This window comes from Algicella marina (assembly GCF_009931615.1).
Lineage (GTDB): Bacteria > Pseudomonadota > Alphaproteobacteria > Rhodobacterales > Rhodobacteraceae > Algicella > Algicella marina.
In genome coordinates, this window is record NZ_CP046620.1 from 465,571 (window position 1) to 488,817 (window position 23,247).

Annotated in this window: 19 protein-coding genes, 1 tRNA gene and 1 pseudogene; 14 read left to right on the top strand and 7 right to left on the bottom strand. The window is 61.2% G+C overall.

Features of this window, described 5'->3' with window-relative positions; all coding sequences use genetic code 11:
* Positions 1 to 220: 220 nt before the first annotated feature.
* From GO499_RS02350 to GO499_RS02380, 7 genes are all read left to right on the top strand, one after another.
* On the top strand, positions 221 to 649 hold the full coding sequence (locus GO499_RS02350; RefSeq protein ID WP_161860678.1) for a GlcG/HbpS family heme-binding protein: 429 nt from the start codon (positions 221 to 223) through the stop codon (positions 647 to 649).
* A 63-nt stretch (positions 650 to 712) separates the two neighbouring features.
* On the top strand, positions 713 to 1,483 hold the full coding sequence (locus GO499_RS02355) for a gamma-glutamyl-gamma-aminobutyrate hydrolase family protein (RefSeq protein WP_161860679.1): 771 nt from the start codon (positions 713 to 715) through the stop codon (positions 1,481 to 1,483).
* A 585-nt stretch (positions 1,484 to 2,068) separates the two neighbouring features.
* Positions 2,069 to 2,145, top strand: a tRNA-Arg gene (locus GO499_RS02360).
* Between the two features lie 146 nt (positions 2,146 to 2,291).
* The gene (locus tag GO499_RS02365) at positions 2,292 to 3,455 is read left to right on the top strand and encodes a hypothetical protein (protein ID WP_161860680.1); all 1,164 of its coding nucleotides are present in this window, start codon (positions 2,292 to 2,294) and stop codon (positions 3,453 to 3,455) included.
* 531 nt (positions 3,456 to 3,986) lie between these two features.
* Positions 3,987 to 4,355, top strand: a complete 369-nt coding sequence (locus tag GO499_RS02370; RefSeq protein WP_161860681.1) for a hypothetical protein — start codon at positions 3,987 to 3,989, stop codon at positions 4,353 to 4,355.
* Positions 4,356 to 4,415: 60 nt separating this feature from the next.
* Positions 4,416 to 4,553, top strand: coding sequence for a hypothetical protein (locus tag GO499_RS02375; RefSeq protein ID WP_161860682.1), 138 nt, complete (start codon positions 4,416 to 4,418; stop codon positions 4,551 to 4,553).
* Positions 4,554 to 4,627: 74 nt separating this feature from the next.
* Complete coding sequence (locus GO499_RS02380; protein WP_161860683.1) at positions 4,628 to 4,837, top strand: dodecin family protein; 210 nt, start codon at positions 4,628 to 4,630, stop codon at positions 4,835 to 4,837.
* A 345-nt stretch (positions 4,838 to 5,182) separates the two neighbouring features.
* Here GO499_RS02380 and GO499_RS02385 read toward each other — a convergent pair whose 3' ends face one another.
* From GO499_RS02385 to lepA, 4 genes and pseudogenes are all read right to left on the bottom strand, one after another.
* The gene (locus tag GO499_RS02385; RefSeq protein WP_284154868.1) at positions 5,183 to 5,761 is read right to left on the bottom strand and encodes a hypothetical protein; all 579 of its coding nucleotides are present in this window, start codon (positions 5,759 to 5,761) and stop codon (positions 5,183 to 5,185) included.
* Positions 5,739 to 5,864, bottom strand: a pseudogene (locus tag GO499_RS19815) (hypothetical protein); the annotation flags it as partial. The pseudogene GO499_RS19815 and the gene GO499_RS02385, both read right to left, overlap by 23 nt.
* 44 nt (positions 5,865 to 5,908) lie before the next feature.
* Complete coding sequence (locus GO499_RS02395; protein ID WP_161860686.1) at positions 5,909 to 6,115, bottom strand: hypothetical protein; 207 nt, start codon at positions 6,113 to 6,115, stop codon at positions 5,909 to 5,911.
* 272 nt (positions 6,116 to 6,387) lie between these two features.
* Entirely contained in the window at positions 6,388 to 8,187 is a 1,800-nt protein-coding gene (lepA, locus tag GO499_RS02400) for a translation elongation factor 4 (protein ID WP_161860687.1), read from the bottom strand.
* Positions 8,188 to 8,287: 100 nt separating this feature from the next.
* On the opposite strand from lepA, the gene GO499_RS02405 reads away from it, so the two are divergent.
* From GO499_RS02405 to GO499_RS02415, 3 genes are all read left to right on the top strand, one after another.
* On the top strand, positions 8,288 to 9,220 hold the full coding sequence (locus tag GO499_RS02405; RefSeq protein WP_161860688.1) for a hypothetical protein: 933 nt from the start codon (positions 8,288 to 8,290) through the stop codon (positions 9,218 to 9,220).
* Positions 9,221 to 9,321: 101 nt separating this feature from the next.
* A complete protein-coding gene (locus GO499_RS02410) occupies positions 9,322 to 9,954 on the top strand; it encodes a hypothetical protein (RefSeq protein ID WP_161860689.1) in 633 nt (210 codons plus the stop codon).
* Positions 9,955 to 9,963: 9 nt separating this feature from the next.
* Positions 9,964 to 10,509, top strand: coding sequence for a calcium-binding protein (locus GO499_RS02415; protein WP_161860690.1), 546 nt, complete (start codon positions 9,964 to 9,966; stop codon positions 10,507 to 10,509).
* 62 nt (positions 10,510 to 10,571) lie between these two features.
* Here GO499_RS02415 and GO499_RS02420 read toward each other — a convergent pair whose 3' ends face one another.
* Positions 10,572 to 12,734, bottom strand: a complete 2,163-nt coding sequence (locus GO499_RS02420; RefSeq protein WP_161860691.1) for a phosphatase PAP2 family protein — start codon at positions 12,732 to 12,734, stop codon at positions 10,572 to 10,574.
* A gap of 477 nt (positions 12,735 to 13,211) precedes the next feature.
* Between GO499_RS02420 and GO499_RS02425 the strand changes: the two genes are divergently transcribed.
* A complete protein-coding gene (locus tag GO499_RS02425) occupies positions 13,212 to 14,615 on the top strand; it encodes a type IV pili methyl-accepting chemotaxis transducer N-terminal domain-containing protein (RefSeq protein ID WP_161860692.1) in 1,404 nt (467 codons plus the stop codon).
* A 247-nt stretch (positions 14,616 to 14,862) separates the two neighbouring features.
* A complete protein-coding gene (locus tag GO499_RS02430) occupies positions 14,863 to 15,441 on the top strand; it encodes a DNA-3-methyladenine glycosylase I (RefSeq protein WP_161860693.1) in 579 nt (192 codons plus the stop codon).
* 48 nt (positions 15,442 to 15,489) lie between these two features.
* Here the strand turns inward: GO499_RS02430 and GO499_RS02435 are convergent, their stop codons facing one another.
* A complete protein-coding gene (locus GO499_RS02435; protein ID WP_161860694.1) occupies positions 15,490 to 16,857 on the bottom strand; it encodes a DEAD/DEAH box helicase in 1,368 nt (455 codons plus the stop codon).
* A 403-nt stretch (positions 16,858 to 17,260) separates the two neighbouring features.
* On the opposite strand from GO499_RS02435, the gene GO499_RS02440 reads away from it, so the two are divergent.
* A complete protein-coding gene (locus tag GO499_RS02440) occupies positions 17,261 to 18,292 on the top strand; it encodes an XdhC family protein (RefSeq protein WP_161860695.1) in 1,032 nt (343 codons plus the stop codon).
* A 2-nt stretch (positions 18,293 to 18,294) separates the two neighbouring features.
* Positions 18,295 to 19,911, top strand: coding sequence for an NTP transferase domain-containing protein (locus GO499_RS19820; protein ID WP_161860696.1), 1,617 nt, complete (start codon positions 18,295 to 18,297; stop codon positions 19,909 to 19,911).
* Here GO499_RS19820 and GO499_RS02450 read toward each other — a convergent pair.
* On the bottom strand, positions 19,898 to 23,062 hold the full coding sequence (locus tag GO499_RS02450; RefSeq protein ID WP_161860697.1) for a hypothetical protein: 3,165 nt from the start codon (positions 23,060 to 23,062) through the stop codon (positions 19,898 to 19,900). The two genes, GO499_RS19820 and GO499_RS02450, sit on opposite strands and share 14 nt — an antisense overlap.
* Positions 23,063 to 23,247: the final 185 nt, after the last annotated feature.

The window sequence follows — 23,247 nt, forward strand, 5'->3', positions numbered from 1 at the left end:
GCGCGAGCCTAGGGACTTTCGCGGCGCGTGCAAGGTCCAGCCCCCATGGGAGTCCTCTCCTCCGTACGGTCTGAACGTCCGATGTAGTGTGCAAAAATCGACCAGATCGATGCGAAACGCCAGTAATGCCAAAGATGTCAACGGTGCCTCGGTTTGAAATCCGGTGAGTTTGTGTTTGACTTGCAGAGGTACAACGAAATGACGGAAGGACTTGATTGCCATGGCCTATATTCCGCTTCGCAAGGCCAGAACGATGATCCGATCTGTGTTCCGCCGACAGGAGCAGATGAGCCTGAAGCCGCTGAGCGTAGTGTTGCTCGACCCGGGTGGTCATCCGATCGCATTCGAGCGGCAGGACGGCGCAGCGCCGGGACGCTTCGAAATCGCCCGGGCAAAGGCCTATGGTGCCGTGATGCTTGGTATTGGCGGGGAGGCGCAGTACGCGCGTGCAGAGAGCCAGCCGTACTTCGCACTGGCGGCCAATGGTGCTTTTGACGGAAAACTGGTTCCGGTTCCGGGCGGAATTCTGATAAGAACGGGCAAGGGAACAGTGCTGGGCGCTATGGGCGTTTCCGGCGATACTTCTGAAAATGACTCTCTGTGCGGTGTAGCTGCCATTGAGGATGCGGGTTTTGTTGCCGAACCCTGAAGCAATTGACGGCATGTTTCGCGTTGGTAAATTTTGCGGCGCAACATGAACACGAGGAAAGATATGGCGCGGCCCACAGTTGGTATCATCGGGAACACTCACCTTATCAATGACCAGTATCCCGCGCAGGCCGTCGGTGAGCACAATATCAGCGCGGTGGCGGAGGTAACCGGGGCGCTGCCATTGCTGGTGCCGGCACTGCCATCGGCCGCAGACATTCCTGCCCTACTCAATACGTTCGATGGCTTCATTTTGCCCGGTGGCAGGCCCAACGTGCATCCCCGTTTTTATGGACAGGAACCGACGGAGGCACATGGCACTTTCGACGAGAACCGTGATGAACTCGTGTTGCCGTTGATCCGCGCGGCCGTGGAACACGGCACGGCGATTCTCGGAATCTGCCGGGGCTTTCAGGAATTCAATGTCGCCTTCGGTGGATCGCTTCATCCCGAAATCCGCGATCTGCCGGGACGGTTGAACCATCGTATGCCGCCCGATGGAACGCTGGAAGAGAAGTTCGAGCATCGGCACGTCGTCAGTCTCAGTCCGGGGGGAGTCTTCGCCAGGGTTTTCGGTGCGGACGAGGTGTTGGTCAATTCCCTCCACGGACAGGGGATAGACGAGGTGGGTGAACGCATTGTCGTGGAAGGCTATGCGCCCGATGGAACGCATGAGGCGATCCACGTTGCGGGAGCACCAGGTTTCGCGCTGGCAGTGCAATGGCATCCGGAATGGCGAGCAGGTGAGGACCCGGTCTCCCGACCTCTCTTTGAAGCTTTCGGAGCGGCACTGTGCCGCCAGAAGGAACTCCAGGTTTCTCGCAAAGCCTCCTGAAGGTGCAGTGCTGTGCGCCTGACTATGGACTGATGTCTCCGAGTCGTTGCCGCACCGCGTGCATTCGGATGGCACGGTTTCGACCGTGGATATCGCTGTGGTCCATATCGTCCTTAAAGAGATAGAAGCCAAAACTGGGGGCAGGCTGGCGCCGAGAGGTTTGGATCGGAAGAAAGAGCGCTCGCGTCAAGATTTTCTGAAGGATTTCGACCTCTCGCATGCAACGACTGATCGTGTCGCCCGCACTGCCGTTGGCAGAGTAGTTCACGAAGCCCTTGCGGAGTATGGTAGATACGTAAGGTTGTTCAAAATCATGAGCACGCTGTTGATCCGATCTACCGGCACCGGATGGCAACGATTTGTCAGCAGTACTACCAGTAACAGTCAAACACAGATCGCGGTCGATAATACGAGAGAATAGGCTCCCGCGTCGTTAAGGTGCAGAGTGGCTGCATCGTTGTTAGTGGGCGCATGTCAAACGCAAGCTGATTGCGCTTCGCGATAAGCATGGCCCGGAAAAGATCTAAGTGTTATCGGGTGGCCGGGCTTGACCGTCCTGTGCAAATTGCTAAACCGCAGGAGCGTGGTCCCGTAGCTCAACTGGATAGAGCACCTGACTTCTAATCAGGATGTTGGGGGTTCGAGTCCTCCCGGGATCGCCATTGCCCGCCGGCAACGGTCCCACCTTGATCCACGATCTCCATTGCAAACGCTTTGCGTTATCGTCAGGCAAAGACTTAGCAACGGAGAGCAAATGATACCGTCCCCGAAAATCCTTTATGTCAGTTATGGCGGCGGCCATATTTCAATGATCCTGCCGGTCGTGCGTGCCATGCGGCAGATCGCACCTGATAGCGAGCAGATTGTGATGGCCCTGACCATTGGAGCCGCCGCAGCCAGATCCGCTGGGGAGAGGCCGGTTGGCTTTGCCGACTTTCTTCATCTTCGCGATGTCGAGGCTGTGACGAAGTGCGGCCTGGAGCTTCTTCCGGAAAACGCCGGCGGCAGTGTCAGCGAAGCCGAAAGTATCGCTTATCTGGGCGTCAATTTCTTGGAACTCGAGACCAGGCTTGGGCGGGAAGCAGCATTCCACGAATACCGCAGCAAGGGCCGGGCGGCGTTCGAACCCGTTGATTTCATTGCCGATATCATCAGGGATGTCGGGGCTGATATTGTTGTTACCACGAACTCGCCGCGGGCGGAGCGGGCATCATGGAAGGCGGCCAGAAGGCTCGGTATTCCGTCCTTGGCTATGAACGATCTTCTTGCGCGTCAGGCGAAAACCTTTGTCGGGCAGGGGGACTGGCCGGATCGTATCTGTGTGCTTTCCGACAACGTCGCTGAATATTTACGGAGAGAAGGTGCGCCCCACGTAGCCGTGACGGGAAATCCGGCGTTTGATTCAATGGCTTCCAGGGAAGTTTTGGAAGCAGCCGAGGCATTTCTCGAAGCCCGTGGATGGGAGTCGAAGCGGCCGGTTCTGTTCTCGGGAGATATAGATTTCAGCAAGACCGGGGAGGAGCGGTTCTGGTTGTTGCGGAGGATTTCCGAAGTACTGGAAAACTTTGTGGAGGAAAATCCCGATAACCCGTTGATATTCAGGTATCATCCATCCAGATGGAGAGAGGTCCCGCGACCGCGCGCGCATCCTCGGATCTATTTTGCCGATCCGGAAAAGGAGAGGCCACATCCTCAGATTCAGGCGAGTGCGGCGGCGATCGTCCAGTTGTCGACCATTGGACTGGAAGCATCCATTGCTGATAAGCCTGTGATATCGCTGGAGAATTTGGAGGGATATCCGCCGGGGGTTTCTTGGGAGGCGGAGGGGGTTTCGGTGGCTTGCAGGGATCTGGAGGCCTTGCCGGGGATGATCCGGCAGGCGCTGGCGGGTAACCTGACGACGCCACGGCCATTTGCGACCGACGGACAGGCCGCTTTCCGGGTTGGGGAACAAATCCGGGCGCTCTTCTAACACATTGAGAGCATTGAACAAAAACACAGCCGACCACGCAACTACAAAGATGTCGGCACGCAACCCCCCGATTGACCGAGCCGACCCCTGAAGGTGGCTCGCTTGACACCCTACGTTTCGATCTTGGCGGAAAAAGGGCGAAATCGGACTTCTTTTGCGACGATTGCCAAATATGGGTTTGGTATGGTTTCCGTATGGGTTTGGTATGGCTGACTGTCGGGATGATCCGGCGGGCCTGACTGGCCGTGAAATCACCGCCCGGCGCTGTCGCCTGCACGTCCGGGTCGGCAACGGCCGGGCGACGATCGCGTGGCAAAAACTGCCCATGCCATCCCTCGCCTCATGCCGGATGTCTTGTCATGCGGAACGGGCCTTCATGCATATGCCATGTCGTAACGACCTGTTAACGTTTTGATAACGTTGAGTTTTACAGATAGTTTTCTGGGAAATCTCGGAAAACTTGGCTAGGAGTCTCGGCAGAGTTGAAACAAAGACATCTCGAATGAGTGTCGCAGTCGCAGGAACGTAGCCATGACCAACCGTAAACCCAGCCTCCTTTCCCGTACCGCCCGTGAAGATGGTGCGGTCGCCACCACGTGGATCTTTCTGACGGCGATGGTGATCGGCAACACGGCGGTCCTGTCGCAGGCCATCGGCTTCGGCGTTTCGGAAGTGTCAGAGGTGATGCAGGCGGAAATGGAGACAGAGATGCCGCGCACGGACCTGGCGGAGGCTGTGCGTGCCACGGCGCTGCCGGTGGAGGTCGAGCAGGGCAGCTACGCCGGTTTCATCCTGCCCGAGACGCTGGCCTGGCGGCAGAACCCGGTGGAAGAGACACGGCTGATGCCGGTGGTCGCCCTGCCGACGGAAGTGGCGACCCTGCCTGCCGCCCGCCGCTGAGGCTGGCGCGGGCCGCTGCCGCAGGCTATGCTGCGCGGCGAACATGATGGAGTGAAGCCAATGCCGAAACCCTTGCTGATTGCCCTGCTGCTGAGCCTGATGAGCCTGCCCGGATGCGTAGCCGCCGTCGGCGCGGGTGCGGCGGTGGGCGCCGATGCGGCCATCGAGCACGAGCAGGGCGGCGACGGGCTGTTCTGAGCCTCTGCCCCTGCGCCCGATGACAGGCGGCGCGGTCTGATGTGCCTGCCCCCACGATAATCGGGGGGGAGACAATGGCCGAGAACGTCTACAAGATGATCGAGATCGTGGGCACGAGTTCCGAATCCTGGGAGAAGGCGGCGGCCACGGCGATCAGCCGCGCCGCCGGCTCGCTACGCGATCTGCGCGTGGCGGAGGTGACGGAACAGGACGTCGTGATCGAGGGCGGCGCGGTGAGCCTCTACCGAACGAAGTTGAAGGTCTCGATGAAGCTGGAGGATTGAGGGGCGGGGCGGAAGCGCGGTGCGACGGGTTTCAATGAAATGGGCTGTGCGGTGGGTTGACGCCCACTCTAAAAAATCTGAGATCCGACATGTCCCAACACCCCGCCTCATGGCCTTCCTCGCCCCACCCTGACAGACTGCATCGCCGCCGCAATCGGGTGCCCTGAGGGACCGTTATCGTGAATGATGCGTTGTAGGATGAGCGGGGCGGGGTGGGTTGTTTTGAGGTGGTGGGTTGACACCCCCCTTACGGTCGCTGATCGCACAAACCGGCTGATCACCGAGACTGAAAAGTGGGGAATTTTCCGTCGCCACTTTTGGGGACTTTTACACCGGCATCTACACTCAGTCGCGTGTCCACAAGCGCTCCGCCGTAGTGGACCAAACTACATCGCCGTTATCGTTCAGGCGCTTTATATGCTTGACCATGCCATCTTGAAAAAAAGAGACCAACATGACTTCGTGCAAATTATCTTTGTACGGCAGGACTGCGTAGGTGGTGCTTCTAAACCAGCCGTCTCCTTCGGGCGAGGTAATGCGCCTGAACTCCTGACTATGGCCTGTACTGTAGATGGTTGTAAATTTGCATTGACCGATTGTGCGAAAGCAATTGTGCGGTTCATAAGTAAAGAGAACACCGTTCCCGTGGAGACGTTTGACCAGATTGCCCTCTGCATCGGAGAAATGGGTTACAATGGGAGAGCTGTCAGGGAGATGCTCGTTACGGGCTTCTGTCACATAAAGACCGTCCTCGATACCGGTAAATGTGAAAAGATAGCCTTGATCCTCTTTGTCATTGGTCTGGACCACTTGACCGCCTTCCGGAATTTCAGAGCGTTGGATAGTTTGAGCCGCAGCAAGCGCAGGCGCTATAGTAATCGCGGCAATGGCGAATACTATTTCAACTATGCATCTTAAGCGCACTAATAAAAGTCTCCGGTGGACTATCAACCTTCCCGGCCTTCTGCTTCTCCAGAAGCTTCTTCTCCCGGGTCACGTCTCCGCCGTAGCATTCAGCCGTGACGTCTACTTTTTAGCGTGTAAAAGGTCTGGTGCGCAACAATTCAATCATCAGTTGTCACTCCACACCCTCTCCGCCTCTCGGAACCACACCACCTCTCCGGCATCGTTGCGGCGCTCGGCGCGGGCGATGAGGCCGTCTTCGGAGAAGGTGAGGTATTGGTCTTCGAGGTGGGTTTCGGTGCCGTCATCCGTCCATCTGTTGAGGCGCCGGTTTTGCCGCGTGGCGCCGGGGGGTAGACGGCAGCGCAGGTGCACGCGCCAAAAGGCAGCCTGCGCTCCTGAGGGCCAGCGCCAGACCGTGGGGTGGCGCTTCGTGCCTTTGGGTATCGCGGTTTATGCCGGCCACATGTCTTTGACCTCGGAGATCGGCGCCAGGATCAGCCAAAGCGCCAGCCCGCGCGGACGGGCCGGCGCTGGCCCGGCGGCGCTTGCGCGCCTTGTTCCGGGCCGGGTGGGGCTGTGGCGGTTGAGCTTGGGTGATCGGCTCGTCGGCTTGCGATCAGATTGGGGGTGGTCCGGTCTGCCCCTCAGCTATCCATCTTCAGCGCCGAGATGAACGCCTCTTGCGGGATATCCACCTTGCCGAACTGGCGCATCCGTTTCTTCCCGGCCTTCTGCTTGTCCAAGAGTTTCTTCTTGCGGCTTACATCGCCGCCGTAGCATTTCGCCGTCACGTCCTTGCGCAGGGCCGAGAGCGTCTCCCGCGCGATGATGCGGCCGCCGATGGCGGCCTGGATGGGGATCTTGAACATGTGCTGGGGGATGAGTTCCTTGAGCTTTTCGACCATCGCGCGGCCGCGCGCCTCGGCCCGGTCGCGGTGGACCATGGTGGAGAGGGCGTCAACCGGCTCGTCGTTGACGAGGATCTGCATCTTGACCAGCGCATCCTGCTGATAGCCGATCATCTGGTAGTCGAAGCTGGCATAGCCCTTGGTGACGCTCTTCAGCCTGTCGTAGAAATCGAACACCACTTCGTTCAGCGGCAGATCGTAGACGACCATGGCACGGGCGCCGGCATAAGTGAGGTCGAGCTGGACGCCGCGCCGGTCCTGGCAGAGCTTCAGGACATCGCCGAGATAGTCGTCGGGCACGAGGATTGTCGCCTTGATGCGCGGCTCCTCTATGTGGTCGATCTTGACCATGTCGGGCATGTCGGCGGGGTTGTGCAACTCCAGCATCTCACCGTCCGTCAGGTGGATGTGGTAGATCACCGAGGGCGCGGTGGTGATGAGGTCGATGTCATACTCCCGCTCCAGCCGGTCGCGGATGACTTCGAGGTGCAGGAGGCCGAGGAAGCCGCAGCGAAAGCCGAAGCCGAGCGCGGCGGAGGTTTCCATTTCGGCGGAGAAGCTGGCGTCGTTGAGTTGCAGTTTCTCGATGGCGTCGCGCAGGTCCTCGAAATCGGCGGCGTCCACGGGGAAGAGGCCGCAGAAGACCACGGGGATGGAGGGTTTGAAGCCGGGCAGCGCCTTGTCCGTGCCCTTTTTCTCGTGAGTGATGGTGTCACCGACGCGCGTGTCGCGGACCTGCTTGATGGAGGCGGTGAGAAAGCCGATTTCTCCGGGGCCGAGTTCATCGACCTGTTGCATGGCGGGGCGGAAGACGCCGATGCGGTCCACCGGGTAAGTGGCCTTGGTGTTCATCATCTTGATCTTGTCGCCCTTGCGCAGCTTGCCGTCGATGATGCGGACGAGGACGACGACGCCGAGGTAGGCGTCATACCAGCTGTCAACGAGCATGGCCTTCAGCGGCGCGTCGGCGTCGCCGGTGGGGGCGGGCAGGCGGGTGACGATCGCCTCCAGCACGTCGGGAATGCCGAGGCCTGTCTTGGCGGAGATCTTCACGGCGTCGGAAGCGTCGATGCCGATGACATCCTCGATCTGCTCGCACACCCGCTCCGGCTCGGCCGCCGGCAGGTCGATCTTGTTGAGGACGGGGACGATCTCGTGGTTGGCGTCGATGGCGGTGTAGACGTTGGCGAGCGTCTGGGCTTCGACGCCCTGAGAGGCATCGACGACCAGCAGTGAGCCTTCGACGGCGCGCATGGAGCGGGAGACCTCGTAGGCGAAATCGACGTGGCCCGGCGTGTCGATCAGGTTGAGGACGTATGTCCGCCCGTCCTTCGCCTTGTAGTCGATGCGGACGGTGTTGGCCTTGATGGTGATGCCCCGCTCGCGCTCGATATCCATCGCGTCGAGCATCTGCTCTTTCATGTCGCGGTCGGCGACGGTGCCGGTGCTCTGGATGAGCCGGTCCGCGAGGGTGGATTTGCCATGGTCGATATGGGCGACGATGGAGAAATTGCGGATGTGCGAGAGGTCTGTCATGGCGACTGATATGGCGGGGTTGCGAGGGGCCGTCAATGGTGCTGGAGACGCGCAGTGCGAGAGAGCTTGACAGGTGTGTGGCGCACCCGAAGATGATGCAATGAATTTTGAGGCAGCCTTTGCAGTTCTGGCACTCATCGTTAGCGGACTTTTTGGTCTGCTCTGGCTGTTCTCGCCGTACCTTACCCATGGAATCCTGATCCTGCTGAATGTCGTCCTCGGCACACTTGCCGCAACGATCCTGCTGGCTGCCATGACCATCTGGTCTCCTTCGCGGCAGGACTGGCTGGGAAGGCATCTTTCTGTCGAGACGTTTGCGCCCTTCTACGCCCCGACAATGCAGGCGGTACTGAGGCGGGTAATGGGCTGGGTGGGGCAGGTGACGGAGGACGGAGGGACGCGCGGACTTCCGCGGCTGTTCGCCGGCAGCCTGACCTACAGGCTGATGGACAGGGCCCTGCTGGTCGCCGTGCTCTACCCTCTGATGCTGATCTTTCTGCACTGGCAATGGACGGGCGAGGATGGGCGGCTCGGCGGAATGGTCGTTCTGGAGCGGGAGGAGAGGGACTGGGTGCGGCATTTGAGCTTTAGCATAGTTGCTTTCGCGTTCTTTCTGGTGCCGATTGCAGGATCAGTAGCAACTCGCTGGTCTCTGCCGCTTCGGAAATTTGCAGAAAGGCTGCAGATGGCTGGTGACCGATTGCTTTCGTGGCGGATGGTAGCAGTTTTATTTTCGGTCATACTCATATTCGCAATCTTAATCGGATTCTATTTTTTATTAATAATGGGCATCGGTTTTGCAATCGGGCTTTCGGTATTATTTGCAAACGTAGGCGTAGTTGATGCCGCACGCGCGTTTGATTTCGCATTTGCATTCACATACGTGGTCATGTTTCCATTCTTAGTTGCTTTTTCATTTTCTATTTCAGGCGCGGTCGCAGGATTATTATCAGTATCAGTTGCAATCGTCATCGCCGTAGCATTCGCAAATCCAGGTTCAATGATAGTTTTTATCACAATGGCATTTTTTTAACGGTTGTGCCGGCTATAGTTTGGTTGATTGATCAAAAAAGAAATGAATTTGGGTCTTTAATTTTGATAATTTCATGCGCTGCAGCGCTGTTTTTCCCACTTATGTCTGGTTCATGGGCGGAGATTTCGGACGAAAGGCGCGGGCTCTTTCTGTTTCTTGGCGTGCTTCCGATCCTGAACGGCCTGTTCGACACACTCTCCTATGCCGCGACGCTGGCGCTGACGCAGCGGGGGTTGCGGGCCGGGTGGGGGGCTGTGCTCTATGGGCTCGCGGATTTCGCCGTGGCAGCGCTCTTGTTTCTCGCGCTCGGCGCCACGCTGGTGGTGGTGATTGCGGGAATGAACGTCCTTTCGGGGGTCGTGTTGCTCGATCTGGTGCAGGTGATCGGCGGACTGACGGACTGGCGGCAGTACTGGTGGCTCTATGCGATGGTCTTCTCCACGCTGTTGCCGACTTGCGTGCATTTCCTGATTGCCGCCCTCAGCCTCTCGGCCATCGTTTCACAAGACAAACGACTGGTCATCTGGGGCTGGATCGGGCGGCGAGAAGCGGACAATTTGGCGGCCATTGGAGGTGCGTTGGCGCTGGGGCTGCTGTGGTTTTTAGCGGTTGCCTTGCCGGTTGCAGCGATCGGGCTGCTGATCTGGTTCGGGTTCGGCTGGCTGGAATGGGCGGCCGAGGGATACCTGCACTGGCTCGCCCGGATCGCGCTGGCTGTCGGGGGCCTCGATTGACGCTAGGAAATGCGGTGGCTCGGGTTGCCGATGGGCGGCGGCCACGATCGCTATGCAGGTTTACTGGGCCGGCTGGACGGCATTTTGTCGCTCGGGTCTGGTGAGGACGTGGCCAGCATGGGGGCAGATGACGATATTGTTCGGGCCGGGCAGGGCGACGACATCGTGCGCGGCAACGATGGCGATGACGCGCTTTACGGGAGTGGTGGCCTTGACCGGTTGTTCGGAGGGGCCGGTGAAGACGTTCTGCGAGCCGGCAGCGGGGACGATCTGCTGGACGGCGGAGTTGATGATGACCGGCTGGCCGGCGGTGAGGGTGCGGATGTATTCCGTTTCGGCCTCGATGCCGGCAATGATGTCATCGTTGATTGCGAACTCGGTATTGACCGGCTCGACCTGCGTGCCCTCGGTACCGGCTTTGCCGAGGTGGCGGACGCGGCGGTAGACGGGACGTCGGGTGCGCTGATCGACCTGGGCGCGCTGGGCGGCTTGGGAGAGTTGCGGATCAACGGCGTTGAGGCATCGGATCTCTCGGTCGATGATTTCCTGCTGTAGCAAACGCGGACGGAGCGTCTGCTGAAAAGGGGGCCCACGGCCCCCTTTCGCGATTGGATGGCTTACAGATCCTCGGCGATCTCGGCACCGCTGGTATGGCGCAGCCACCATTCGTGGCTGCCGACGTTTCGGCCATTGTAGTCCATTACGGTCAGGGTAGGGCAGCTACCGCCCTCGCCGGTGACGGTGATCATGTCGCCATCGAAGGACTTGAAGCGCATTTCCATGGACTCGTTATAGGTCGGCGCCTGTTCGAGAAGGATACCGACGGCGATACGCTCTCCCATGCGCAGGCTGTCGTAGTAGTCCGAGTAGTAGTGGACGCCGGCCATGTTGCGGCCGATCGAGATGTTGGCGGCCAGTTTGTCGAGTTCACCCTGGATCGTCAGCGCTCCCTTGAACTTGTCGTCCTTCTTCAGTGCCTTGCCGTCGTCGGTGGGAACGTAGACGACTTCCGTGCCGCCGCGTTCGACATGCTTGCCGCAGTCATTGACGCGCAACTCTCGCTCCTTGAAGCTGTCGCAATTCTCGAACATCTCGAAGAATGCCTTCAGCATAGTTACGCAGCCGCCGGCGACCGTGGCGTGGCCCGCGCCGTAGGCTGGGTGCATCGGTGAGCCCTCGGGGAATGCCATCGGTAGGAGCGCGTTGCAGCTATTGAAGGCTGCAAGGTCGATACCCGGCGGCAGGCAGGCCTTCGGATCGCAATCGAACCCGCGCATTGCAGCCATGCCCTGCTGATCCGTGTTGTGTTTGGCGATGGCCTTGAGGATCGGCTCCGGCAATTCCTTGAGTGTCTTTTCAAACGCACCGGAAGCACAGCCGAGTTTGTCGGCCAGATCCTTGTTCTTGCCGCCAAGTGCTGCCAGCGTGAGCCGACCGGCGATGGCCTCCGGCCTGGCGCGGCGGTGGTAGTTGAACTTCTGCCGACGCACGGCCTTGAGGCAGCGGGTTGCCACCTCGGTGACGAGTGACAGGACATGCGGGCCGCCGAATGTGGCGAAGGCGGCCCGGCGGGTGGACGGGCTTGGCTCCGGGAAGCCCTTGGAGGAAGGCACACCCATGCCGATCAGAATCAGGGCGGCATTAAGATAGGCTTCGTAGAGCGCATCATAATGCACGTAGGTGGCCAGATCGCGCGGCGTGGTAATGAAGCGCCGCTCTTCCTCGAACTGATCGGAGCCACCAAAACTGGCGCCGTTCTGGACATCGCGCCAGCTTGTCCAGTCCGTCATGTAGTCGAGGCAGTTCTTGTGCCCGAGGGTGCGCTGGTCGATCGTCAACGAACCATAAGGTATGAACCCGTCGTTGAGATCGAAAGCTGCTTCCGTGCCCGGGAAACTGCCGCGACCGCCACCGGCGCAGGCCAGTGAGTTGCTGCCAATGAGCATGAATTGCGAAATGTAGGGACCCTTTAGGGCGCCCTTGGTTGAACCGCGAAAGGCGATCTGTGGCGTCAGCGGGGCGCTGAAAGGCTTGGCGTCATCCTGTGTTCTCGCCCAGCGGCGGTGGCGTTCGAAGGCGTTGAAGCCTTCGGGGCCGGTGTTGTGCGGCGTGGAGGAGTGGGGGGCCTTGCCGGAGTAGAATTTCATGCCATTGAGTGCCTTGACGACATCCGCGGCCGAGAGTTCGGCCTCTCCGGTATCATCCTCGCCCTCGCAAAGTTTCTTGCCGCCGCCTGCGCATATGGTCGTGAAAGGCACGTCGCGCAGGAGGGCGAGACCGTAGACTTCCGCCATTTCCGCCGCCAGTTCGCTGGACCCTACGCGGGGCGCCGGGGCCATGCCGACGGCACCCGCATCGGGACCTTCGAGTTCGTAGACATGACCGGCCCGTGGGCTTTCCCAGCCGCGCCAGCCTATTTCCTCTTCGCCGCAGCAGGTTTTCTTGGTCTTGCAGGAGAAAGTGTCAATCTCCCTGTCCTTCGAGGAAGTGACGTGTTTCTCGAAAAGCGTATGGTCAGGAGAATTGATTGCCTCGACAAAGCAGGTGTAATCCTCCGGCTCCGCCAGAAGGCCGCACTTGTCGTGAAAGAGGCCTTTGGTGAAGTTGGCTGGGAAGGAGGCATTGCGGCCGTCGGTGGCGTGATCGGCTTCCTCGCAGTTGCTGCGGGTGGCGGCCTGCGGCGTCAGGCGGGAAACCTCGGTGGCGAGGTCGCGGCGGACTTTGGCCTTGTGTGCGCGCTCGGAACCTGCGGGATCCGGCTCGGAAAACGGAAGTTTCATACTGTGCCCTCACTCGAAAATGAATTGATCGGTATTGCATTGAGTGTCCGCCGGTTGACTGGGCCTGTCTGTGAAATTCCGCACGTTCCATTTTGTATTGAAGAGGGGCTTAGACCCGCGGGAATTGAACCTCTTGAGCACCGCCGGAGGCTCACCGAATCCCGCATACTTGTTCAGCGCGATTGTCAGCGGACATGTTCGTAATACGATAGTGGCAGGAAATTTTGCGGGGAGTCGGCGAAAAAAAGTAGGCCGTATTTGGATTTTGCGAAGCAGGACCTGACCTCTGTCAGACGAGTACCCAAGCGCTTTGAATCAATAAAAAATTACGAAAAACAAGTAGTTACTGGACCTTTGAATTTTCCAATGTGTTCAAACTAAGGCTACCTTCACCCAAAATTAAGCATATTTGCCGAGTACGGACCATGGCAATCGCATACAACCTGAGAATGCAAGGTGAGGAAAAAGGAGCTTTCGGTGGTCACTCTCTTTTCAACGGAAAAGTCGTTCAGGGGCTGGACCCTGGCAACTCTTTCTTCCGCAGCCGTCTTGCTGTCGAGCGCGGCTTTTGCCCAAGGCGATGCCAGCGGTTCGGCGCGGATCAGCGTCGGCGGCAAACTGAGGTTTGAAAGCCAGTCGCTGATGGCGAAGGCCTGCACGCTCGCAGTCAATGGTGAAGCGTCGCCCATTTCGTCGGAAGACCTCCGCACGGATGTTCAACTCTTTCAGCAGAAGATAGACGCCCTGCGCAACGGAGATATGGCGCTGGCTCTGCGGGAACCGGAAACCGGGCGGCGCGTACTCTCGGCCCTAGACAAGGTGGAAGCCGCGTGGCAGCCGGTTTCGGCCGATCTGGCCTCCGTTGCCGATGGCTATTTCGTCGAAGAAGCGCTGACGCGCATTCTGGTTCAGGGCAAGGATCTGGTCGACACCACGGGCAACCTGCTGGCCATCCTCTCCGGTGCCTACTCCAACTCCGAGAACTTCAGTTTCGGGGCTGCGTTGGCCGTGAACATCGTGGATCGGCAGACGGTACTTCTGGAAGAGATGTCGCTGCATGACTGTGTTGCCCAGTCGGAGACGGCGGGTGCCGAGGAGAGCAATGCAGCGCTGGCCGAAAGCATCAAGGTTTTCGATGCCTCGATGGAAGCACTGATCAACGGCCAACCGCAGGTGGGCCTGATGGAGCCGCCGACGGATGGCGTGCGAAATTCCCTCGGCAAGGCGCAGGATGTGTGGAGCGAGTTGAAGCCGATGGTTGCAGCCGGTGAATCCACCAGCGCTGCGGCTGGCGAATTGCGCGTTTCGCTGCAACGGGAGTTGAACAACGCCCGTCTGCTCTACCTGCTCGCCACCAGTAAGCAGCCGGACCTCTATCGCATCCCGCTGGAGGCCTATGCCAATGATCAGTTGGCCCGCTGGTTGCTGGAACCGCAGATCGTGATCTCGCTGCGCGAGCAGAATACGGCCCACAAGGAACTGTCGCAGGAAGCCGTTGACGAGATGGACCTGGCGTGGCGTGCCGATGCCGAAGGCGATGCTTCCGGGATTGTCGCGGAGATGATGGCTCGGCCCTTGTCCGAACTGCTGAAACGGTACCAGTTGGCGGCGAACGGCATTGTCACCGAGGTGTTCATCATGGATGACAAGGGCCTCAACGTGGCCCAGAGCGCTGTGACCTCGGACCTGTGGCAGGGTGACGAGGCGAAATGGCAGGAGACGTATGCGTCCGAGGGACTGGACTATCATTTCAGCGATGTCGAGTTCGATGACAGCACGGGTTTCTACCAGGTTCAGGTTTCCATGCCGATCGCCGATCCGGTGACGCAAGAAAAACTGGGCGCAGTGACGTTTGGCGTGAATATCCAGTCGCTGCTCTGAGACAGGAACCGGGCTGCTGCAGCGTCGGCAGCCTGCATGCCTGTGGCCGGAACAGGCGTTGCATGTCGGTCTGCCAACGTATCGGGCTGCAAGAGTGATCTCAAATCGTAAACCAGGAACGACGCGGTGCTAGAAACACCGCGTTTTTCTTTTTCGATATGGAACGGGCATCACGCTGGAATGTGCGGGGCTTGACGCGTGGTGCATCGGGCTGTCTGCTTGAGGCGGTTTCAACGGAGTAAGTGGTATGGAAACGGGTGAAGACGGAAAAATAAGATGCTTCGGCGCCTCGCCGGTATATGCCGCCTATCATGACGAGGAATGGGGTGTTCCCGTCCACGATGACCGCCATCTTTTCGAAATGCTGATCCTGGAAGGGGCGCAGGCCGGCCTCAACTGGGAGACCGTGTTGATGAAGCGGGACGGCTATCGCCGAGTGTTCCACGATTTCGATGTCGCCGCGGTGGCGGCGATGTCAGATGATGATCTGGAGGAAGCGCGCCACGACGCGGGCATTGTCCGCAACAAGCTGAAGATAGCGGCGACACGGCGCAATGCCGCGGCCTTTCTGGAAATCCAGCAGGAATTTGGCAGTTTCAACGCTTATCTCTGGCGGTTTGTAGATGGCGCACCGGTGATCAATCACTGGCCGAGCATGAAGGCGGTACCGACGACGACGAAGGAAAGCGACGCCTTGTCGTCCGACCTCAAGGCGCGGGGCATGAGTTTTGTCGGATCTACCATCATCTATGCCTATATGCAGGCAGTGGGGATGGTGAACGACCATGTGAAAGGGTGCTGGAAGTATCCCGAGGCCCGAAACTGAGAGCGCCGGCCCCGCCCGCCCGAAGGCGCGCGGGACTGGAAAATTCAGTCAGGCGGCGGAAGGTGCCTTGGCACGTGTGCGCGGGCGTTTGGGGGCATTGGCTTTCGGACCGGAACGAACCGGCTTGGCCTCGCTGCCCTTGGCAGCATGGGCGCCGGACCGGCCGTTCGGCTTGCCCCGTCCCTTGTTGCCACCGCCATGGTTTTGCGGGTTGCCACGCCCCCGGCGGCGGGAATTGCCTTTCGGTTTGGGTGCGTGCGCGACCTCGGTCTCGGCTTCTTCCTCGAAGCCTGTGGGCAGGGCCTGACGATCGAGGGGCATACCGGTCGTGCGTTCGATATCGCGCAGATAGGCCTGTTCGTCACCGGCGATGTAGCTGATGGCGATGCCCTCGCGGCCGGCGCGGGCCGTACGCCCGATGCGGTGGACGTATTGCTCCGGCACGTTTGGAACATCGAAGTTGATCACGTGGCTTACGCCGGGCACGTCAATGCCGCGCGCGGCGATATCTGTGGCGACCAGCACCTTGGTGCGACCATCACGAAACGCCTTGAGGGCACGCTCTCGCTGACCCTGAGATTTGTTGCCGTGGATCGCGGCCGCGTTGATCTTGTCCTGTTCGAGGTGCTTTACGACCTTGTCGGCGCCATGCTTCGTGCGCGTGAAGACGAGCACCCGGTCAACCTCCGGATCGCGGAGTTGATGGGCAAGCAGACGGCGCTTGGCACCGCCCTTGAGGAAGTAGGCGTGCTGATCGACCCGCTCTGCCGTTGTGGCAGCGGGGGCGACGGAAACCTTCTTCGGCTCGGTCAGGAACTGATCGGCAAGCTCGGCGATGGTACTCGGCATCGTGGCAGAGAAGAACAGCGTCTGCCGTTCTTTCGGGACCAGCGGCACGATCTTCCGGAGGTCGTGGATGAAACCCATGTCCAGCATCTGGTCGGCCTCGTCCAGCACAAGAACCTCCACATCGGAGAGCTTGAGCGCGCGCTGGTTGATCAGGTCGAGCAATCTGCCCGGTGTGGCGACGAGGATATCTGTGCCGCGCTGCATCCGGTTGATCTGGCGGTTGACCGACACACCACCGAACACAGTGAAGACGGAGAGATGGAGGAACTTGCCATAGGCTTCGAACGACGCGGCAATCTGGCTTGCCAGTTCGCGTGTCGGTGCCAGTACCAGGCAACGGGTTCCGCGCTTCGGGCGCGGTGTCTCGCCACGGCAGAGCCGGTCGAGGATAGGCAGGGCGAAGGCCGCCGTCTTGCCGGTGCCGGTCTGGGCTATTCCGAGAAGGTCATGGCCCTCGAGCACGAGGGGAATGGATTGCGCCTGGATCGGTGTGGGCGTGGAGTAGCCTTCGGCTTCCAACGCCTTCGCGATGGGAGCCTTGAAGTTGAAGTCAGAAAAATTGGTCAATTGCAGTCTTTCGGCGGGGAGCACGCGACAGAGCGCCGCCCTTTCCATGGGCAGCGTGCGCGGCTCGTTTCAGTGGCGACCCGCGTGATGTTCAGGACGATTTACGGAAATGTTGTCAATAAAGTGGGCCCGGCGGAGTATCCCGCTGCATCACTGGCCCGACTTGAGCACGGCACTCCGCGCTGACGTGTGGGTCATATGGATGGTTCGCGATAGGAAGTCAATGCCCTCCTTGGCCATGTGCCCTGACAGGCTTGCGGTGTTGTGGCACGGTTCCGTGGGAGCGGGGGCAAAATGTTTGACTGATGCAGCGGGCCTGTTTGCCGGCCCGGGAAATGCCTATATTCTTGTCACGTCAGGCCGGAGTACTCGTCAGCAGCCTGGATCAATCGGGGAGACACGAATGACAGCTCTTCATGACGCAGTGCCGGAACAGGCGCTGAAATGGGTGCGTGCGGGGCGGAAGGTCGCACTGGCCACGGTGATCGAGACCTGGGGATCGGCGCCACGCCCCGTTGGCTCTCAACTGGCGATCGGCGAAGAGGCAGAGATGGTTGGCTCCGTTTCCGGGGGGTGTGTCGAGGGCGCTGTCGTCGCCGAGGCGCTAGAGGCCGTCGAGGATGGCCGCTGCCGGGTGCTGGAGTTCGGCGTGTCGGACGATGAGGCTTTTGCCGTGGGGCTGGCTTGCGGAGGCCGCATCCGGGTGATGGTGGAGCCGGTTGGCGTCGGGGCCGGTTTGCCGGTGGAGATGTTGGACGATCTGGTGGCGGCGCGGGCGGCAAGAAGACCCGTGGCGCTGGCCACCGACACCCAAACCTGGGCGCATGAATTGGTGGGCACTGAGGGCGGTGTGCTGTCGGTTCTGGCGCTCCCTCGGTTTCACGCAGACAAGTCGGGGTTTGAGGAGGATTGGTTTTTAGGTATCCATAATCCCCCGTTGGCCATGGTGGTTGTCGGTGCCGTACATATTGCCCAGCCACTGATGGAGATGGCGCGACTGGCGGGCTACGATGCGGTCTTGGTTGATCCACGGGAAGCCTTCGCCTCCGAGGCTCGGTTCCCGGGGGCGAGGATCATTCACGATTGGCCGGACGCGGCACTGGCAGCCATCGGTCTCGATGCGCGAACGGCGGTTGTGACCCTGACCCATGATCCGAAACTGGACGACCCCGCGATCGAGGTGGCGTTGCGCAGTGATGTTTTTTATCTCGGTTGCCTTGGCTCTACCCGTACGCATGCAAAGCGGCTTGCACGACTGGAGGAGAAGGGGTTTTCAGCTGACGAAATGGGCCGCATTCATGCGCCCGTGGGCGCGGACATAGGGGCGAAATCGCCGGCGGAAATCGCCGTTTCGATCATGGCGGAGATCACCGAGCGTTTGCGCCGACCGGAGAGCCGGCCAGGACAGGCCCGACAGGGTGTGGCGGCGGAGTAGGTATGATTTTCGGAGAAGTGCCCCTGAGCGACGCCGGAGGTGCGCTGCTGGCGCATTCGGTGCGGGCGGGTGACCTGCGCCTGCGCAAGGGGACAAACCTGACATCCGAAATCTTGGCAAAGCTTGCAGACGCCGGGGTGGAACGGGTGACGATCGCGCGTCTGGAGCCGGGAGACATGGATGAGAACCGGGCGGCGGCGGCAATTGCAAAGCGGCTGAACGACCGATCGTTCGAGATCACTGAACCCTTCACCGGGCGGGTGAATCTGCTGGCCCGCGAGGCCGGGGTAGTGAGTGTCGACGCTGCCGCCATTCATGCGCTGAACACCGTTGATCCCGGTATCACCATCGCGACGGTACCAGACAAGGCCAGGGTTGCGGCGGGAAGCATGATCGCGACGGTCAAGATCATTCCCTATGGCGTTCCCGAAGAGGCGGCGGCGGCGGCGGCCGGCGTTGTCGGTGCCGACAGCATCACATTGGCGCCCATGGTTATCGAGCGCGCGGCGCTGTTGATGACGCGGACGGAGGCGCTGACCGAGAAGGCGCTGGCCAAGGGCGAGGCGGTGGTGCGCGCGCGGTTGGCGGGGCTGGGTGTGGCGTTGGACCACGTGCGGGTGCTGCCGCATGATGCCGGGGCGCTGGCCGAGGCGCTGGCGGAAGTGTCGGCACCGCTGGTACTTATCCTCGGAGCATCGGCGACGTCCGACATTCGGGATGTTTGTCCGGCGGCGGTCGGGGCCGCGGGAGGGGAGATCACACGATTCGGCATGCCGGTCGATCCTGGTAATCTGCTGTTTCTTGGTCAGCTTGCGGGGGCGCCGGTTGTCGGACTGCCGGGCTGCGCCCGCTCTCCGGCTCTGAATGGCGCGGACTGGGTGCTTGAGCGGCTCGTGTGTGGATTGCCGGTCGGCAATGCCGAGATCGCGGCAATGGGCGTCGGCGGACTGCTCAAGGAAATTCCGATACGCCCGCAGCCGCGCGCGGTGCGTAAGCTGGCGCCGGCGCGCCCCAATATTTCCATCCTGTTGCTGGCGGCAGGACAATCGCGGCGGATGGGCGACCGCGACAAGTTGCTGGAAGAGATTGGCGGGCAGCCTCTGCTGCGTCGCTCCGCCAAAACGGCGGTGGATGCCGGGCTGGCAGAAGTGCTGGTGGTCGTGCCACCGGACGCGACTGCGCGCCGTGCGACCCTGAAAGGGGTCGGCACTAGAATTGTTGTCGCGGAACTGGCTGCGGAGGGTATGGCGGCGAGTTTGCGGGCCGGGCTGGCTGCCATTAGCCAGGGTACGGATGCCGTGATCGTGGCGCTGGCCGACATGCCGGAGGTTTCCGTGCAGACCTACGCTGCACTGGCAGCGGCTTTCGCGCCGGACAAAGGGGCAGAAATCTGCCGCGCCGTCACTGAAGGAGGCCGGCCGGGGCATCCGGTGCTGTTCGGGACGCGGTTCTTCGAGAGCCTGGGCGCACTGGAAGGCGACGAGGGGGCGCGGTCGGTGCTGGCCGAAGCCGGGGACTTCGTGCGGGATGTGCCTGTTTCAGGTGACGCTGCGATTCTGGATCTGGATACACCCGAGCAATGGGCGGAGTATCGGGCGCGAAGCGTTACTGCGGAATGACGAGCACGGTGTCGCGGCCGCCGCGCCGCAGGCGTATTGCATCCGACGAGATTGCGGTGACCTGATAACCACGCAGAGTATCGCCGGTGCCGACTTTGACGTAGCGGCCATTGGCCATCCGCACCAAGGCGTGCTTTCGGCTGGACGTACCGAACACGCCGATCAGGGCCATTTCGCGCCGGGGCAATACGTTCTCGATGGTCGCGGCTCGCGCAACCGAAGCCACGGTGGGCAGCTGTGGTGCGCTGCGGGCGACGGTGCGCGGCTGAGAGGTGGATGCCGCTGGTGGCGGTGTGGGTTTTGGGGTCGTCCGAACGGCAACTTTCAGGTTCTGTGGGCGGGAGGGCGGCCGGCTGGCCGCTGTCAGCGCAAGGTCGGAGGGGCCCAATGCCGCGAGACGCTGTTCCTCTGCCTCGATGGCAGCTTTCTCGATACTGTCTGGACGGATGCGGGGCGGCGTCTGCAAGACGACGGATTCATCCGTCGGAGCAAGATCGCCTTCCTTCTGTGTCTTGATGGCCAGTTCGGCAGCATCCATCTGCTCCATCGTCGGTTCCAGCACCGTGACGAGCGTATCATTGGGGCGCGGCGGCGGGACAACGCCGGGACTTGCCGCCGTGACCGTAACGCCCTTGGGAGTGACGTGGGTGAGGCCCGCAGTGCTGCCAAGCGGCGACTGTGACGCGTTCGGTTCAGCTTCGACGGCGGCAGTCTCCGGCGTCTCGGCATCTTCATTCGCCGCCTCGGCGGTGTCGGGGCGAAGCTGTGGCGGGATCGGTTGGGGTTCGAGCGCCGAGAGATCGGTGGCGCCAGGCGTGGCCTGTTCCTCCACCACAGGCGGTGGAGGCAGGGCCGTCAAGGCCGCCGCCCGGCGTTGCGGTTGGTCCGGTGTCAGCGCCGCGAGTTGGATCGAGCCGTCGTCGGCGGCTTCGGGGGCTGCCATGGGCGAGGGATCACCAACGTCGATCAACCGCTCCGCCGGCAGGACGACAGTGGGGGTGCGGGCATCGCTTGCGACATCGCCGATGTTGAGTGCTGCGAATTCCAGCGTGCCGTCCTGTGCCGCGATTGCCGGATCGTCTTGCTGAGCAGGCAACACGCTGGGCGTATCGGTGGCGGTGCCGAAGCTGGCCTGAACCGCGGCCATGGCGGCGTCAATTGCCGCCTGATCGTTGGCAGGCGCACTTGCGACTACGTCCGGAGGCGTGATCTGTGCGAGGAAATCGCCGGGGCGGGAGGGAGGAACTACGTCGGGCGCACCAGCGATGATCCGGACATTGGCAGGGCTGATCCTGCCTTCGCTGAATGGCGTTGGAGTGGCGACGACAGCAGAGCGCAAAACCGGATCTGTCGCTGGAGACTTGGTGCCGAGCGGAGCCGAGGGGCCAATGGCAGTGAGGATCGAGGCCATGGCGCCCGGCGCATCGAAAGAGACGCTCTGTGGCAGCGGTGGCTGGAAGGTGGCCACAGCCAGTTGTGCCTGTGCGGTGTTTGGATTGTCAGGGCTTGCGAGGGCCGTGATGTAGCTGCTGAGGTCCGGACCATCGAGTTTCTCGTTGGCCATCAGCGGTATGCGCGACGGTGCAATCAGGACAGCAACGGGTTTGGCCGACGGGTCCTCTTCAGTTCCTTTGGTGTCGATGGCCAGCGCGGCAAAGGCGACATTCGGGCCGATGTCAAAGTCTTCCTGCAGATCAAGGGCGGCGTAGGCGCGCGTCTCCGGCTCAGGACCGCCGGGGACGGGCACGGCGATCGGGGCCGGTGTTTCCGGTGCAAGCTCCGCGGGCCGATCAGTGTCGGACGCGTAACTGTGGGTGGCGCTCGCCATTGAGAGTGCGAGATCGCGGCGGGCTAGTGGCGAGGAGCGACGGGTCAGGCGCGGGGCTGGTGTTCTGGCGGCAGTCTCGACAGAGGATGCCGCGGGCGCATCTGCCGGTTTGGTTATTCCGGCGACGCTGGTTGTCACGACACCTTCGAAACGGCTGTAGCGATTTGCCTCGTCCGTGCGTTCTGGCGCGTCCGGCCTTTCCGAGGTGCGCGGGGTGGCCAAGGTTGCAGGTGTCGTCAGCGCACCTGTGTCAAGAGCAATGGCCGGTGCGGCGGCAACTTCCAGTAGGGCCGGAGCCAGCGGTGCCGGCTCTTCCGCCATGCTGGACATAAGCGGCGTGATGCCGAGTGCCAGTATGTCTATTGGGCCAAGAGCGACATCGGAGTGTTCAGCTGCGGTCACATCGACCTGCGCCGCCGTTTCGGCTGCGGCAAGTGGATGCAGGGCCGTCATGCTCTGCGCTTCGGAGCCGGGTAGACCTCGGGTGTCGGACGGACCGATGAGATGCGGAACGGTAACGATGCCGAGGCCGATCAGCAGTGCGGCGGCGGCCGTTCCGGCGACGGGTACGACCCATCCGGGCGGCCCGGCCGGGGCGAGGGCAGTGGCAGCCCCACGCGGTTGTCTCGGTCGGTTGGGAAGCGCCGGTTCCGGATGGCTGATGGCGGTCGGGCGCGGAGGTGCGACGCGGGCCGGTTCCGGCGGCAAAGGCTTGGGCGCCGGGTTTGCGACGACCGGCGGGTCAATGAAGGCGTACTCGACTGCCGCGCTGTGCGGGATAACCGCGTCGCAATGTTCGGATTTCGAAGCCAGAACAAAGTCCGGCATCTGGCCAAAGCCTTCCGGCTCATCGGCCGTGGTGAAACCTGTGGGAACGAAGCCATGGGCGCGGAGGAAGTCGTCAGCCTCCTGCAGGACCGCGGTAGGGATGCCGGCAACCGGCACAAGCCCGTCCTCGCGGGGCAAGGCGAAATCATAGGCGAGCAGGTCCGGTTCGGTCTGGCAGGTGGCCCGGAAAACGGTGAATACTGCGTCCTCGACGGTTTCCCAGCGTTCGAGATCAACGTTCTCGACCATCACCTCCGCACAGGGCAGCCAGACTTCCACGGGGCTCTTCTCACCTTCGGCACAGCCCGTGCGGGCATGAAGGCGCGCGAGATTGCGGCTGAGCGTGCCTACCTGTAGCGGGACTGTGTCGAGGCACCGCCAGACGGATCTGTCGCGGCTGTCCAGCAGGCTGATGCCATCGCGCGACAGGTCAAGCGCGTAGAAGGGGGTTGCACCCTTGTCCCTCGCCAGATCTTCCATCCTGCCGTCTACCACCGGCGGCCCCCGCGTTGCTTGTGTTTCTTCTGCCGCGTGTACCCAGATCGAGTATACGCCGGGCGCGGCCCCTCGGCTACTCCCAAATGCGGCGGAAGCGAGACAGGGCCCTTCTGGCATGAGCCATATTAATTTTCCGCTAACTGTTTGGCGGACGGACTTGCGGATCAGAGCGAATCGTAATA

Bases quoted from the DNA above. Each gene is read 5' to 3' on its own strand.
- GO499_RS02350 (WP_161860678.1), top strand. From the start codon at position 221: ATGGCCTATATTCCGCTTCGCAAGGCCAGAACGATGATCCGATCTGTG.
- GO499_RS02355 (WP_161860679.1), top strand. From the start codon at position 713: ATGGCGCGGCCCACAGTTGGTATCATCGGGAACACTCACCTTATCAAT.
- GO499_RS02365 (WP_161860680.1), top strand. From the start codon at position 2,292: ATGATCCTGCCGGTCGTGCGTGCCATGCGGCAGATCGCACCTGATAGC.
- GO499_RS02370 (WP_161860681.1), top strand. From the start codon at position 3,987: ATGACCAACCGTAAACCCAGCCTCCTTTCCCGTACCGCCCGTGAAGAT.
- GO499_RS02375 (WP_161860682.1), top strand. From the start codon at position 4,416: ATGCCGAAACCCTTGCTGATTGCCCTGCTGCTGAGCCTGATGAGCCTG.
- GO499_RS02380 (WP_161860683.1), top strand. From the start codon at position 4,628: ATGGCCGAGAACGTCTACAAGATGATCGAGATCGTGGGCACGAGTTCC.
- lepA (WP_161860687.1), bottom strand. From the start codon at position 8,187: ATGACAGACCTCTCGCACATCCGCAATTTCTCCATCGTCGCCCATATC.
- GO499_RS02405 (WP_161860688.1), top strand. From the start codon at position 8,288: ATGAATTTTGAGGCAGCCTTTGCAGTTCTGGCACTCATCGTTAGCGGA.
- GO499_RS02410 (WP_161860689.1), top strand. From the start codon at position 9,322: ATGTCTGGTTCATGGGCGGAGATTTCGGACGAAAGGCGCGGGCTCTTT.
- GO499_RS02415 (WP_161860690.1), top strand. From the start codon at position 9,964: ATGCGGTGGCTCGGGTTGCCGATGGGCGGCGGCCACGATCGCTATGCA.
- GO499_RS02420 (WP_161860691.1), bottom strand. From the start codon at position 12,734: ATGAAACTTCCGTTTTCCGAGCCGGATCCCGCAGGTTCCGAGCGCGCA.
- GO499_RS02430 (WP_161860693.1), top strand. From the start codon at position 14,863: ATGGAAACGGGTGAAGACGGAAAAATAAGATGCTTCGGCGCCTCGCCG.
- GO499_RS02440 (WP_161860695.1), top strand. From the start codon at position 17,261: ATGACAGCTCTTCATGACGCAGTGCCGGAACAGGCGCTGAAATGGGTG.
- GO499_RS19820 (WP_161860696.1), top strand. From the start codon at position 18,295: ATGATTTTCGGAGAAGTGCCCCTGAGCGACGCCGGAGGTGCGCTGCTG.